Below are 13,774 nucleotides of genomic sequence, written 5' to 3' on the forward strand. Positions count from 1 at the left end.
ACCCGCAAAATGTGACAGGATCGGTCATCGACCATTCGTACACGGAGTTTGAATGCCATGCTCAGCCTGAACTTCCTGATTACCTGCCTGATTGTCGTATTGATTCCCGGCACCGGCGTGATATTCACGGTGTCCACCGGCCTCACCGCCGGCAAGCGCGCCAGTGTATTCGCAGCGTTGGGATGTACCGCCGGGATCATCCCGCATTTGCTGGCGTCTGTTCTCGGCCTGTCCGCCCTGCTTCACACCAGCGCATTGGCATTCGACATGCTCAAGTACGCAGGCGTCGCCTACCTGCTGTACGTAGCGTATGCCACCTGGCGCGATCGTTCGGCCTTTGCGGTCAGCGAAACACCGACGCTCTCCAGCGCATGGAGCCTGATGTTGCGCGGCTTGTTGATGAACATTCTCAACCCGAAGCTGACCATTTTCTTCCTGGCCTTCCTGCCCCAATTCGTCTCACCAGGCAGCACGGCACCCGCCCTGCAGATGTTGGTGCTGAGCGCTGTATTCATGGCGATGACGTTTGCGGTGTTCGTGGCCTATGGCCTGCTGGCCAATGTATTTCGCCGCGCGGTGATCGAATCACCACGGGTACAGAACTGGCTGCGCCGCAGCTTTGCAACAGCTTTTGCGGGCCTGGGGTTGAACCTGGCGTTTGCGCAACGCTGACACCACACAACACTGTAGGAGCTGGCTTGCCAGCGCCTACAGTGGAGATAGGTTTAGATCCCGGCCAACGCCAAATCCATCGCAAAGTAGGTGAAGATCAAGTCCGCCCCCGCGCGCTTGATCGAGCCCAATGTCTCGCGCACCACACGGTCCTCATCAATCGCACCCGCCTGGGCACCAAATTTGATCATCGCGTATTCGCCGCTGACCTGGTACGCCGCCACCGGCAGGCGCGAGGCTTCGCGGATGTCGCGGATGATGTCGAGGTAGGCACCGGCAGGCTTGACCATCAGCGCATCCGCGCCTTCCTGTTCGTCCAGCAACGATTCGCGCACCGCTTCGCGGCGGTTCATCGGGTTCATCTGGTAGCTTTTACGGTCGCCCTTGAGCGCGCTGCCGCCGGCTTCGCGGAACGGGCCGTAGAGGGCCGAGGCGAATTTGGTCGAGTACGCCATGATCGGGATATGGGTGAAGCCGGCATCATCCAGGGCGCGGCGAATCGCTTGAACCTGGCCGTCCATCGCCGCCGAGGGTGCGATGACATCGGCACCCGCTCGGGCAGCGGCCACGGCTTGCTTGCCGAGGTTGACCAGGGTCGCGTCGTTGTCGACATGGGCACCGTGCATTACGCCACAGTGGCCATGATCGGTGTATTCGCAGAAGCAGGTGTCGGACATCACGATCATTTCCGGCACGGCGTCCTTGATGATCGAGGACATGCGCGAGACCAGGCCACGTTCCTTCCAAGTGTCGCTGCCGCTGGCGTCCAAGTGGTGGGACACGCCAAAAGTCATCACCGACTTGATGCCGGCGCGGGCATAGCGCTCGATCTCGCCGGCCAGTTTCTTCTCAGGGATACGCAACACACCGGGCATGCTGGTGATGGGCACGAAATCGTCGATTTCTTCTTCGACGAAGATCGGCAGCACCAGATCGTTCAGGGTGAATTCGCTTTCCTGGAACAAACCACGCAGCTCCGGGGAGCGGCGCAGGCGGCGTGGGCGGGCTTGGGGGAACTGGCTGGTCATGGCTTTCCTATCAGAAGGCAGAAATCTTGGGGCAGAAGGCAGAAATCTTTGGGGCGAAAGCTTATGCCCCTTGGCCCCGCCAGCACAAACGCCGAGGGGCCAATAGTGTATTGCGCCGCCCGTAACAATGCATTGATCTAGAGCTGCAATCGCCCTTCGATACACACCGCAACAGCGCCACCGACCCAGATTTCATCGCCCTCACGCTCAACACGAATCCGCCCTGCCCGTCCGATGGCCGTGCCCTGGCTAACCACATAGCACTCAGGCGCCAGGCCTTCGGCCAGCAGCCATTGGGCGACGCCAGCGTTCAGGCTGCCGGTGGCCGGGTCTTCTTGGGCGCCGTCGCCCGCGATGAAGGCGCGGACTTCAAACTGTGCGTCCACATCGTCCTGCGTGGGATCGCAGGGGGCGATCACGCCCACCGCCAAACCCAGCAGTTGCGAATAGTCGGGTTGTAGAGCCAGCACTTGATTGCGATCCGACAGCATCACCGCCAGCCAGCCCGCGCCGTTGTCGACCCATTGGCTGCGCACAATGGCTTCAGGCGCCAAACCCAGCGCCAGCCGCACGCGCTCGATCAACAAGGCCTCCACCGGCCCGGAGCGCAATAACGGCGGCGCGATAAATGCCAGCTCATCGCCCTGGCGACGGATACGCACCAGGCCGATTTCGCACTCCTGGATGATCTCCTCGCCTTGCGCAATCCCGCCGGCCTGCAGCCACGCGTGGCAACTGCCCAGCGTCGGGTGCCCGGCGAACGGCAGCTCCGTCAAGGTAGTAAAGATTCGCACCCGGTAGTCGGCCCTGGGATCACGCGGCGTCAGCAAAAACGTGGTTTCGCTGAGGTTGGTCCAGTTGGCGAAGTCCGCCATCTGCTGGTCCGTCAGGCTGTCAGCACCGAACACCACCGCCAGCGGGTTGCCTTTAAGCGGCACGCTGCTGAAGACGTCCAGTTGCTTGAAATCAAAAGTCGGCATGCTTCAACTCGGAATATTAAGGCCACGGATCACTGCCGGCCGGGCGACGAAACCGTCCAGCGCGCGCAGCACATTAGGGAAGTCGGCGATGCCCACCAGGTCACCGGACTCGTAGAAGCCGATCAGGTTGCGGATCCACGGGAAGGTCGCGATGTCGGCGATGCTGTACTCGTCGCCCATGATCCACGTACGGCCCAGCAGGCGTTTCTCCAGCACGTCGAGCAAGCGCCGGGATTCGGCGGCGTAACGGTCGCGGGGACGCTTGTCTTCGTAGGCCTTGCCGGCGAATTTATTGAAGAACCCCAACTGGCCAAACATCGGCCCGATGCCGCCCATCTGGAACATCAGCCATTGGATCGTTTCATAGCGGGTGGCCGGATCTTCGGAGAGCAACTGGCTGGTTTTCTCCGCCAGATAGATCAGGATCGCGCCGGACTCGAACAGCGCCAGTGGCGAACCGCCAGGGCCATTGGGGTCGATGATCGCGGGGATCTTGTTGTTGGGATTCAGGGACAGGAACTCGGGCGACAACTGGTCCTGGGTCTCGAAGCTGACTTTGTGGGCTTCATAGGGCAGCCCCAGCTCTTCGAGCATGATCGAGACTTTTACCCCATTGGGCGTCGGCAGCGAGTAGAGCTGCAAGCGCTCGGGGTGCTGCGCGGGCCATTTGCTGTTGATCGGGAAAGCGGCGAGTGGGTTCATCGTAAGTCCCTGTTCAGAAAGTCCCCATCATAGCTATCACTACGGGGCCCTGCATGGGTCATCAATACGCAACAACCGCTGGCTATTATCCCGCATGGGCGAACCAATAGGCCCGAGGGCACTCTTAAGTGCACTCAAACGGTGAATGGAGGCAACACGTTTTATTGACAGGGAACACCGCAGGACGCTGGATGCGTCACTGGGCCGGGCTTGTCCGCCTTAATCCGATGCACTGAAGACTCGACACTAATGATCATCAAGCCTCTGTGCCTTGCGCTACGCCTGAAACGATATTCATACATCATGTTGCCGCTGCTGCTCGTAGGCGGTGCTATCGGCCTGACCCTGGAGTCGCGCATCAGCAGCGCCGAGCCGGTGGACGGCGTACAAACCCTGGTGTTCCTGCGCCATGGCGAAAAACCCGCCGGCGGCTTGGGCCAGCTCAACTGCCAGGGCCTCAACCGAGCGATGAACCTGGCCACCCTGCTCCCGGAAAAATTCGGCAAGGCCAACTTCGTGTTCGCCGCCAACCCGACACGGAATGTGGAGGAAGGCGAACTGGACAATTCCTACAGCTACATTCGCCCATTGATGACCATCACCCCCAGCGCCATCAAATTGGGCCTGCCGGTGAACATCAAGTTTTCGGCGAACGATACCCACGACCTCGCTGACGAGTTGGTGGAGGACAAGTACCACAACTCCATCATCTACACCGCCTGGTCCCACGGCTATCTGCCGGAGCTGATCAACAGGGTGGCGAGCGAAGCGTCGGGCGAAAAGCACACCATCACCGATGACTGGTCCGGCAGCGACTACGACACGCTCTACGTGCTGACCCTGACCTGGCATAACGGCAAGGCCTCGCTGCTGAGCCGCAACTACAAGCAAGGCTTGAACGACGGCGACAAAAGCTGCCCCGAACCGACGCAGGTGAGTGCCGATAGCTGACAGCGTATGATGCACCGCTATCGACTCACCTGCGGATCATCACCATGCCTGACCTCACGTCCTCCCAACCCAATCGGGGCTGGTCCTTCTGGTGGAAACCTGCGTTGTTCCTGCTGGTTGCCTGCGTCGGCCTTTACTATGTGAAGTGGTCGCCCTACTACCTCAAGGCTTTCGTTGCCGCCGACAACCACAGCATCGGCACCTCTATCCTCAACGATCAACAAAGCGCGCCTTTGGCAGCGGCACTGGCCTACGCCCAGGTGTATTTCCTGGCGATCTGGAAAGCCGCCGTGCTGGCGGTGATCCTCGGCTCGCTCCTGCAAGTGCTGATTCCGCGGGATTGGCTGCTGCGCCTGTTTGGACGTGCCGGGCTTGCCTCGACGTTGCGCGGCGGGCTGTTCGCGTTGCCGGGCATGATGTGCAGCTGCTGCGCGGCACCGGTCGCGGCGGGCATGCGCCGCCAGCGGGTATCGGTGGGCGCGGCGTTGGCGTTCTGGATCGCCAACCCGGTACTGAATCCGGCGACCCTGGTGTTCATGGGCTTTGTGCTGGGCTGGGGTTTCACCGCACTCAGGCTGGTGGCGGGCATTGTGCTTGTCGTCGGAGTGTCGCTGGTGGCACAGCGTATTGCCGGTCCGGAGCAGGTACCGGAAGCGGCGCTGGATGCGGTGGCCGAAGCCAGCGTTGGCAAGTCGCAGCCGTTCTTGAGTCGTTGGCTGCGCACTTTATGGCAGCTGTTCTGGAGCACGATTCCGATCTACATCCTGGCGGTATTGATGCTGGGTGCGGCGCGGGTCTGGCTGTTTCCCCATGTGGACGGCGCCATGACCAACAGCCTGGTGTGGCTGGTGCCGCTGGCGATTGTCGGCACGTTGTTCGTGATTCCCACCGCCGCAGAGATCCCTATCGTACAAACCATGATGGCCCTGGGCATGGGCACTGGCCCAGCGGTGGCGCTGCTGATGACCTTACCCAGCGTGAGCCTGCCGTCACTGCTGATGCTGCGCAAGGATTTCGATACGCGGGTGCTGGTGACGGTGGCCGGGCTGACAATCCTGGTGGGGGTGGCCTGCGGCTTGATCGGTGCCGCTATCCTTTAGCCTGGGCGCGCTCGCGCAGATACGCCACCACGGCGCCCTGCTCGCCGGCAAACTCGATACGTGCGCCTTTGCCTTCACGTTGGAAGGCGTACATCGGGTCGTAATATTCCCGCAAAAGGCCTTCGATCCAGGCCCGGTGCAGGTTTACGGCACCGCTGCGGGCCTGTTCTACCAGGGCGTCCTGCAGGATCGCCTGCAACCGCTGGTAACGCTCACCGCCCAGGCGCTTGTGGATATTGGCCAGGCTCTGGGTCAGGCGCTCGGCGAACAACGCCTGGCCGCGCTCGCCAAACATCTCGACGAACTCCGCACACAAGTCCACGACGTAAGCTTGCAGGATCCGCTCGACCCGGCCTGCCACGCTGTCTTCCAACCACACCATCGGGAACGACTGCATACCCTTGTGCAACGGCAGTGGCAACGCGCAACTGCCGATCATGCGGCTTTCATCCTCGACCACAAACTGCTCGATACCGGCGGCGCGTTTCTTCAGCAGGTCCACCGCCAGGCGGTTTTCGAAATCGATGTTGGACGGCTGCGCCGTGGCGCGCTTGCCGAAGCTGGAACCACGATGGTTGGCGTGGCCTTCCAGGTCCAGGGCATTGCGCAATTGACCGAGCACCTCGGTCTTGCCGGTGCCGGTCATGCCGCCCAGCAACACAAAATCACACTGGACCGCAGCCTGCTCAACGGTCTCCAGCAAAAAGCTGCGCATGGCCTTATAGCCGCCGCCCACACGCGGGTACTCGATACCCGCCTCGGTCTTCAGCCACTGCTGCACGATCTGCGAACGCAGCCCTCCTCGGAAACAGTAGAGGTAGCCATCGGGGTTGGCCTGGGCGAAACGCGCCCAGTGTTCGATGCGCTCGGCCTTGATTGCGCCGGACACCAGTTCATGTCCGAGCACGATGGCCGCCTGCTGGCCTTGCTGTTTGTAGCAGGTGCCGACCCGCTGGCGCTCGTCATCGGTCATGAGCGGTAGATTGACTACACCTGGAAAGGCGCCTTTGACGAACTCGACCGGCGCGCGGGTATCCATCATCGGCCGGTCGTTGAGAAAGATGTCGCGGTAGTCAGTGATATCAGTCGCCATCAAATCACCTCAACCGCGTGGGTCTGTCGCTCGACCAGTTCGCCGATAGGTTTCAGGACCAGGCCCAGTTCAGCCGCCACAGTGTGGAATTCGGCGTCGCCCTCGGGCGTGACGGCGATCAACAGGCCGCCGCTGGTCTGCGGGTCGCACAGCACACGCTTGTGCAGCTCCTGAAGACGTCCGAGTTTGCTTGAATAGCTGTCGAAGTTGCGCAACGTACCGCCGGGCATGCAGCCCTGATCCAGATAATCTTCGATGCCGGCTAAGCGAGGGACATTGTTGTACTCGATGCGCGCCGTCAGGCCGCTGCCATCGGCCATTTCCACCAAGTGGCCCAACAGCCCGAAACCGGTGACATCGGTCATCGCCGTCACCCCCGCCAACTTGCCGAAACGACTGCCGGGCTTGTTCAGAGTGCACATCCAATCGCGGGCCAGGCCGATATCTGCTTCGCGCAATTTGCCCTTCTTCTCGGCGGTGGTGAGGATGCCGATGCCCAGAGGTTTGGTCAGGTACAGCCGGCAACCGGCGCTCGCCGTGTCGTTGCGCTTCATATGGCGCTTTTGCACGAGGCCGGTCACTGCCAGCCCGAAGATGGGCTCCGGCGCATCGATCGAGTGGCCGCCCGCCAGGGGAATACCGGCTTCGTCGCACACGGAACGGCCGCCACGGATCACCTCGCGGGCAATCTCCGCCGCCAGCACATTCACCGGCCAACCCAGAATGGCGATGGCCATCAACGGATCGCCGCCCATGGCGTAGATGTCACTGATGGCGTTGGTGGCGGCAATCCGGCCGAAATCGAAGGGGTCATCGACAATCGGCATGAAAAAGTCGGTGGTGGAAACCACGCCGCGCTCATCGTCAATGGCGTACACCGCCGCATCATCGCGTGAAGCATTGCCCACCCACAGCTTGGGGTCGAGGTGCTGTGCGCCGCTACCGGCAAGGATCACCTCCAATACCTGGGGCGATATCTTGCAGCCACACCCCGCGCCGTGACTGTACTGGGTAAGACGAATCGGCTCGTTCATGTAGGACCTCACGCTATCAAGTGCGCGAATTCTAACAGACAGCAAAAGGCCGGCTGGACTCTTGTGAGTACAGCCGGCCTTTTGGTTTCAGCCGTTATTGCCGGGCAGCAAGCAAACGCTTGTGACGGTTACGACGGGCAATGTTCAAACATTCGATCGCCGCCGAGAACGCCATGGCCGCATATACGTAGCCTTTAGGCACATGGGCGCCGAAGCCTTCGGCGATCAACGTCATGCCGATCATGATCAGGAAGCCCAGGGCCAACATCACCACGGTCGGGTTGTCGTTGATGAACTTGGCCAGCGGTTCGGCCGCCACCAGCATCACGATCACCGAAGTCACTACGGCAATGATCATGATCGGCAAGTGCTCAGTCATGCCCACAGCGGTGATGATGCTGTCGATGGAGAACACCAGGTCAAGCAACAGGATCTGGCCGATGGCCGCGGCAAAACCGATGGCCACGACGTTGCCGGCGCTGGTTTCCTTCTCTTCCGGCTCCGGGTCCATGCTGTGATGGATCTCGGTGGTTGCCTTCCACACCAGGAACAGACCACCGGCGATCAGGATCATGTCCTTCCACGAAAACGCCTGGCCAAACACTTCGAATACCGGCGCGGTCAACTGCACGATGAACGCGATGGTGCTCAGCAGGCCCAGACGCAACACCAACGCCATGCTGATACCGATGCGTCGTGCCTTGGCCCGATGCTGCTCCGGCAGCTTATTGGTGAGGATCGAAATGAAGATCAGGTTATCGATGCCCAGCACGATCTCCATGACGATCAAGGTCGCCAGGGCAACCCAGGCGGTGGGGCTGGCGGCCAGTTGTAAAAGGTAATCCATAGGTCAGTCCTGACATTCTTCGTAGATATAAAGTGCGGGAGATTAGGCTTCTTTGCTGTTCGATTCGCTTTCTTTGTCTTCCTGATCATCCTTCTTCTGCGGGTTGATCAAGCCGTTTGTCGCTTCACTCAATGCCTGCTCGGCCGCCTTGTGGGTGTCATCGATGGCTTGCTTGGCCGATTCGGTGGCCTTGCCCAGCACCTGCTGCGCGCTTTTCTCGACCTGATCGCAGCCGCTGATCACTACCAATGTAAGCGCAAGCAACGATGCCGCGCCCAGGGAATTGAGTTTCATGATGTCTTCCTCGTTAGAACCATTGGGTCCAAATAGTGGCCCCGCGATAGCGAGGCATTCTATGCAGGTGAACAGTTCAGGAAAATTCGTATTTTTCTCGAGTATACTTCGGCTTTTACGAAGTGATGGTCGTCATGCTCAATTACCGACAACTGCACTACTTCTGGGTGGTGGCCAAGACTGGCAGCATCGTGCGTGCGTGTGAGCAGCTTAATCTCACGCCCCAGACCATCAGCGGGCAGATCAGCCTGTTGGAGCAAACCTTTGGTATCGCGCTGTTTCAGCGTGTCGGCCGTCAGTTGGAGTTGACTGAAGCCGGGCGCCAGGCCCTGCCCTACGCCGAGCAGATGTTCCAGACCGGCAATGAATTGGAGGCCATGCTGCGCGCGCAGCCCGATGAACAGCAGATTCTGTTCCGTGTCGGCGTGGCGGATGTGGTGCCCAAATCCATCGTTTACCGACTGATCGCACCGACCATGGAGTTGAGTGAGCCGATCCGCATCACGTGCCGCGAAGATAAGCTCGAACGCCTGCTGGCCGACCTGGCCATCCAGCGCCTGGACCTGGTGATTTCTGACAGCCCCATGCCCACGCACCTGGACATCAGGGGCTACAGCCAGAAGTTGGGAGAATGCGGTATCAGCTTTTTCGCCACCCAAGCGCTGGCCGACGCATACGGCGGGGATTTCCCGCAGTGCCTGCACGGCGCGCCGCTACTGATCCCAGGGGCGGAAACCGTGGTCCGCAGCCGTTTGCAGCGCTGGTTTGCCGAACAGCAGATCCAGCCGAAGATCATCGGTGAGTTTGATGACAGCGCCTTGATGCAGGCCTTCGGCCAATCCGGCAGCGGGATTTTTATCGCCCCCAGCGTGATTGCCGATGAGGTGGTGCGCCAGTACGGCGTGGCGCTGATTGGCCAGACTGTGGCGGTGACCGAGTCGTTCTACGCGATCTCGGTGGAACGCAAGGTCAAGCACCCCGGCATCGTGGCGATTACCGAAGGCGCTCGACGGGAGTTGTTTACCACCCTGCCCTGACGGTTCAAGCCTGGGAGGCGACCGGTTGCTTGGCAGTCATCAACCACAACGCCAGCAGGATCGACACCAGGATAAACCCGGACGCAGCAAAGCCCAGGCTGCCCAGGCCGAGGGTGTCGATCACATGGCCACCCACCAGGGCGCCCAGGCCGATGCCCAGGTTGGCCCCGGCGATGTTCAGCGACGCGGCAAATGCCGGCGCATGGGGTGCGGCTTTCATCAAGCGCACATGGCTGACCAGAAACATCGCCGCCTGGGTCACGCCCCACACGGCCATCGCCGCCGCCAGGCCAATGGTGGAATGGATCGCCGGTACCAACGCCACCATGCCCGCAATCATGAAGCCGCAGAACACCATCGACGCGATCAACGGGTGGCGATCCACCGCACGCCCGCCCAACGAATTGCCAATCAGCCCAACCGCACCGAAGCCCATCAGGCACCAGCCCACCAACGTACCGTCGAAACCGGCCAGTCGCTCGAGAATATCCGCCAAATAGGTGTACGCCGTGAACATGCCGCTGAACACCAGGATCGACAGCAGGATATGGCCCTGCATCAGCGGGTTACGCAGGATCTTGAACTGCGAGCGCAGCGTCACTTCATCGTTCTTCGGCTGAGTCACCGGCAGGTAGATAAACAGCAACAAGGCCTTGGCCAGTGCCACCACCGCAAGGATGGCAAACGCGCTGCGCCAACCGAACATATCGGAAATCAGCGTGCCCACCGGAATGCCGAACACCGTGGCGCAGACGATGCCGAAACCGATCTTCTCAATAGCGCGCCCGGCGAATTCGGGGCCGACGATGTCCACCGCCGTTTCGCTGGCCAACGCCCAGAACACCGGCAAACCCAGTGCCGGGATCAGCCGCGCCACCGCCATCACCCAGATATTCGGTGCCAGCGCCGCCACGGTATTGGCCACGCCGAACAGGATCAGAATGCTGATAAACAGCCGCTTGCGTGGGAAACGCGCGCAGTAGGCCGTCAGAAACGGCCCAAAGGCCGCCACGGTAAACGCAAACAAGGTCACCAGCAGCCCGGCCTGGGACACACTCACATTCAGGTCCCGGGCGATGGAGGGCAGCAGGCCGACGATGACGAATTCCGTGGTCAGCACGGTAAAGCCGGCGGCCGACAGCAGCAGGATGGGAAACAACATGAAAACTCCAGAAACGACGACATCAGCGACAGCCCGAAGGGCGCGCTGAAGGATAGGAAAGATGAGAGGACGGAATCTTAACAGGGTTTTGCAAAGGCTGGGGCGGGCGGGTGACGCAATGCCGCACCGACGGGGACATTTCCTACAGCATGCTAGACTTCGCGATCCGCGTCCTACAGCCCTTTCTGCCTGTGCCGCCGTGCCTCCAAAAACTAGAGACAAGTGTTTATGACTGCTGCCCCTTCCCTCCTGCAACGACTGGCCCGCGTCAGCCTGGTCACGCAAATCGTCATCGGCCTGATCGCCGGCATCCTGCTGGCCTTACTGTTGCCCGAGGCGGCCAAGGCCACCGGGTTTATCGGCAAGGTGTTCGTCGCGGCGCTCAAGGCCGTGGCACCGATCCTGGTGTTTGTGCTGGTGATGGCGTCGATCGCCAACCATAAGCACGGCCAGGAAACCCATATCAAACCGATCCTGTTCCTGTACCTGCTGGGCACCTTTGCCGCCGCCGTGGTCGCGGTGATTGCGAGCATGTGGTTCCCCTCCTCGCTGGTGCTGGCAACCCACGACGCAACGGTGACCGCACCCGGCGGCATCGGTGAAGTGCTGCAAAGCCTGTTGTTGAGCGTGGTGGACAACCCGGTCAGCGCACTGATGAATGCCAACTTCATCGGCATCCTGGCCTGGGCTATCGGCATGGGCGTAGCCATTCGCCATGCCGGCGAGACCACCCGCACCGTGCTCGACGACCTGTCCAATGGCGTCACACTGATCGTGCGGGTGGTGATCCGCTTTGCGCCGCTGGGCATTTTCGGCCTGGTGGCCTCGACCCTGGCCACTTCCGGCTTCGGCGCCCTGCTCGGCTACGCCCACCTGCTGGTGGTGCTGATCGGCTGCATGCTGTTCGTGGCGCTGGTGGTCAACCCGGCCATCGTCTTCTGGAAACTGCGTCGCAATCCTTACCCGTTGGTGCTGATGTGCCTGCGGGAAAGCGGGATCACCGCGTTCTTCACCCGCAGTTCGGCGGCGAACATCCCGGTCAACCTGGCGTTGAGCAAACGCCTGGGCCTGCATGAAGACACGTACTCGGTGTCGATCCCGCTCGGTGCCACCATCAACATGGCCGGCGCCGCGATCACCATCACCGTGCTGACCCTGGCCGCCGTGCACACCCTGGGCATCGCCGTCGACCTGCCCACCGCCGTGCTGCTCAGTGTGGTCGCGGCCGTCTGCGCCTGCGGTGCTTCCGGCGTGGCGGGCGGTTCGCTGCTGCTGATCCCGCTGGCGTGCAGCCTGTTTGGCATTCCCAGCGAGATTGCCATGCAAGTCGTTGCTGTGGGGTTCATCATCGGCGTGCTGCAGGATTCGGCGGAAACCGCGCTGAATTCGTCCACCGACGTACTGTTCACCGCCGCCGCCTGCCTGGGCAAGGAAGAACAGCCGGCTTGACCGCCGGCCACAAAAAAGCCCAGGGTCGTTCTTCAGTGAACGACCCCGGGCTTTTTTGTGACTGGATGCTTAGAAAGCGCCCATGTAATCACGCTTGCCCACTTCTACGCCGTTGTGGCGCAGCAAAGCGTAAGCGGTAGTGACGTGGAAGAAGAACTGCGGCAGGCCGTAGGTCAGCAGGTAGGATTGGCCGCTGAAGCGCTTCTCTTTCGGCGTGCCTGGGCGAGTGACGATCTCGATGCCTTCCTTGCCGTCGACCTGCTCGGGCTTGATGGTGTCGACAAAGGCCAACACCTTGGCGATCAGCGCTTGCAGGTCGGCGAAGGTGACTTCGGTATCTTCGTATTTCGGCACTTCGATCTCGGCCAGGCGTGCGGAAACGCCCTTGGCGAAGTCGACGGCGATCTGCACCTGGCGCACCAGTTGGAACATGTCCGGGAACAGACGCGCTTGCAGCAAGGCGTTCGGCTCGATGTTCTTGGCGGTGGCGTGGGCTTCGGCCTTGGTCAACACGCCGCTCAGGGCGGTGAGCATTTGCTTGAAGACAGGAATGGAAGCGGCGTACAGGGAAATAGTCATGGCAGTCTCTGAGTAATGTCACGGTTTGAACCAGCGGCGATTATAGCCATGCCTATCGCTTGTCTTTTATTTTTTCAGGATTAGGCTAAGGGCCTTCACTGCATAGGGAAAGCGCGATGACCGCCGAGCACGACACCGAGACCCCTGAGCCGCGCCTGAACAGCACGGAAATCCGGCTCCTGGGCTGCCTGATCGAAAAACAGGCGACCAACCCGGAAACCTATCCCCTGACCCTCAATGCCCTGGTACTCGCCTGTAACCAGAAGACCAGCCGCGAACCGGTCATGAACCTCAGCCAGGGCCAGGTCGGCCAGAGCCTGCGCACGCTGGAAGGCCAGGGCTTCACCCGCCTGGTGATGGGCAGCCGTGCCGACCGTTGGGAACACCGCGTGGACAAGGCGCTGGAGTTGGTGCCGGCCCAGGTGATCCTGATCGGGCTGCTGTTTTTGCGCGGGCCGCAGACCGTCAATGAGCTGCTGACCCGCAGCGGGCGTATGCATGATTTCGAAGATGCCGAGCAGGTGGTCCATCAGCTAGAACGCCTGATTGCCCGAGGTCTGGCGTTGCTCGTGCCGCGCCAGGCGGGGCAGCGCGAAGACCGGTATACCCATGCACTGGGTGATCCGGCGGATATCGAAGTGATTATGGCCGCGCGGGGAAACCCGGTAGAACGCGGAGCTGTCAGCGGCGTATCGGTCGAGCGCATCGAGGAGTTGGAAGCGCGGATTGCGGCGCTGGAAGAACGGCTGGCTAACCTGTAGGAGCCCGGCTTGCCGGCGATGGTCGTTAACGATGACGCGGGCATTGTGGATGCATGCGGCGTCTGGGCGTTTTTCGCTGGCAAGC

15 protein-coding genes are annotated in these 13,774 nt (G+C 61.2%); 6 read left to right on the forward strand and 9 right to left on the reverse strand.

Annotated features, from left to right (window positions below; translation table 11 throughout):
• Positions 1–57 precede the first annotated feature (57 nt).
• Entirely contained in the window at positions 58–672 is a 615-nt protein-coding gene (locus EJ576_RS23435; RefSeq protein WP_126571250.1) for a LysE family translocator, read from the forward strand.
• Between the two features lie 53 nt (positions 673–725).
• Here the strand turns inward: EJ576_RS23435 and hemB are convergent, their stop codons facing one another.
• From hemB to EJ576_RS23450, 3 genes are all read right to left on the reverse strand, one after another.
• Positions 726–1,700: a porphobilinogen synthase gene (gene hemB, locus EJ576_RS23440; RefSeq protein WP_016977356.1), complete on the reverse strand. Its 975-nt coding sequence runs from the start codon at positions 1,698–1,700 to the stop codon at positions 726–728.
• A 137-nt stretch (positions 1,701–1,837) separates the two neighbouring features.
• On the reverse strand, positions 1,838–2,680 hold the full coding sequence (locus tag EJ576_RS23445; RefSeq protein ID WP_123474224.1) for a PhzF family phenazine biosynthesis protein: 843 nt from the start codon (positions 2,678–2,680) through the stop codon (positions 1,838–1,840).
• 3 nt (positions 2,681–2,683) lie between these two features.
• Complete coding sequence (locus EJ576_RS23450; protein ID WP_028619592.1) at positions 2,684–3,382, reverse strand: glutathione S-transferase N-terminal domain-containing protein; 699 nt, start codon at positions 3,380–3,382, stop codon at positions 2,684–2,686.
• A gap of 249 nt (positions 3,383–3,631) precedes the next feature.
• Between EJ576_RS23450 and EJ576_RS23455 the strand changes: the two genes are divergently transcribed.
• Both EJ576_RS23455 and EJ576_RS23460 read left to right on the forward strand, forming a co-directional pair.
• On the forward strand, positions 3,632–4,333 hold the full coding sequence (locus tag EJ576_RS23455) for a histidine phosphatase family protein (protein WP_122724247.1): 702 nt from the start codon (positions 3,632–3,634) through the stop codon (positions 4,331–4,333).
• A gap of 44 nt (positions 4,334–4,377) precedes the next feature.
• Complete coding sequence (locus EJ576_RS23460) at positions 4,378–5,433, forward strand: permease (RefSeq protein ID WP_126571251.1); 1,056 nt, start codon at positions 4,378–4,380, stop codon at positions 5,431–5,433.
• Here EJ576_RS23460 and mnmH read toward each other — a convergent pair.
• The 4 genes from mnmH to EJ576_RS23480 all read right to left on the reverse strand — a co-directional run bounded on the left by mnmH (position 5,423) and on the right by EJ576_RS23480 (position 8,701).
• Positions 5,423–6,526, reverse strand: a complete 1,104-nt coding sequence (gene mnmH, locus EJ576_RS23465) for a tRNA 2-selenouridine(34) synthase MnmH (protein ID WP_123474226.1) — start codon at positions 6,524–6,526, stop codon at positions 5,423–5,425. The two genes, EJ576_RS23460 and mnmH, sit on opposite strands and share 11 nt — an antisense overlap.
• Positions 6,526–7,560, reverse strand: a complete 1,035-nt coding sequence (gene selD / locus EJ576_RS23470; protein ID WP_126571252.1) for a selenide, water dikinase SelD — start codon at positions 7,558–7,560, stop codon at positions 6,526–6,528. Before selD ends, mnmH begins: the two co-directional genes overlap by 1 nt.
• A 94-nt stretch (positions 7,561–7,654) precedes the next feature.
• Positions 7,655–8,407: a TerC family protein gene (locus EJ576_RS23475; protein WP_010211333.1), complete on the reverse strand. Its 753-nt coding sequence runs from the start codon at positions 8,405–8,407 to the stop codon at positions 7,655–7,657.
• 42 nt (positions 8,408–8,449) lie between these two features.
• Entirely contained in the window at positions 8,450–8,701 is a 252-nt protein-coding gene (locus EJ576_RS23480) for a hypothetical protein (RefSeq protein ID WP_123474227.1), read from the reverse strand.
• A 134-nt stretch (positions 8,702–8,835) separates the two neighbouring features.
• Here EJ576_RS23480 and nhaR point away from each other — a divergent pair, with 134 nt between their 5' ends.
• Positions 8,836–9,738 carry a transcriptional activator NhaR gene (nhaR, locus tag EJ576_RS23485; protein WP_028619586.1) on the forward strand — a complete coding sequence of 301 codons (903 nt, stop codon included), beginning with the start codon at positions 8,836–8,838 and terminating at the stop codon, positions 9,736–9,738.
• 4 nt (positions 9,739–9,742) lie between these two features.
• On the opposite strand, the gene EJ576_RS23490 is transcribed toward nhaR, so the two are convergent.
• Entirely contained in the window at positions 9,743–10,900 is a 1,158-nt protein-coding gene (locus EJ576_RS23490; protein WP_122724233.1) for an MFS transporter, read from the reverse strand.
• Positions 10,901–11,128: 228 nt separating this feature from the next.
• Between EJ576_RS23490 and sstT the strand changes: the two genes are divergently transcribed.
• Complete coding sequence (gene sstT / locus EJ576_RS23495) at positions 11,129–12,349, forward strand: serine/threonine transporter SstT (protein ID WP_033902034.1); 1,221 nt, start codon at positions 11,129–11,131, stop codon at positions 12,347–12,349.
• Positions 12,350–12,418: 69 nt separating this feature from the next.
• Here the strand turns inward: sstT and EJ576_RS23500 are convergent, their stop codons facing one another.
• Positions 12,419–12,928, reverse strand: a complete 510-nt coding sequence (locus tag EJ576_RS23500) for a DUF1993 family protein (RefSeq protein ID WP_122724231.1) — start codon at positions 12,926–12,928, stop codon at positions 12,419–12,421.
• A gap of 116 nt (positions 12,929–13,044) precedes the next feature.
• On the opposite strand from EJ576_RS23500, the gene EJ576_RS23505 reads away from it, so the two are divergent.
• On the forward strand, positions 13,045–13,689 hold the full coding sequence (locus tag EJ576_RS23505; protein ID WP_122724228.1) for a YceH family protein: 645 nt from the start codon (positions 13,045–13,047) through the stop codon (positions 13,687–13,689).
• Positions 13,690–13,774 lie beyond the last annotated feature (85 nt).

The sequence above is a fragment of the Pseudomonas sp. C 49-2 genome, from assembly GCF_003970195.1.
Taxonomy (GTDB): domain Bacteria; phylum Pseudomonadota; class Gammaproteobacteria; order Pseudomonadales; family Pseudomonadaceae; genus Aquipseudomonas; species Aquipseudomonas canadensis.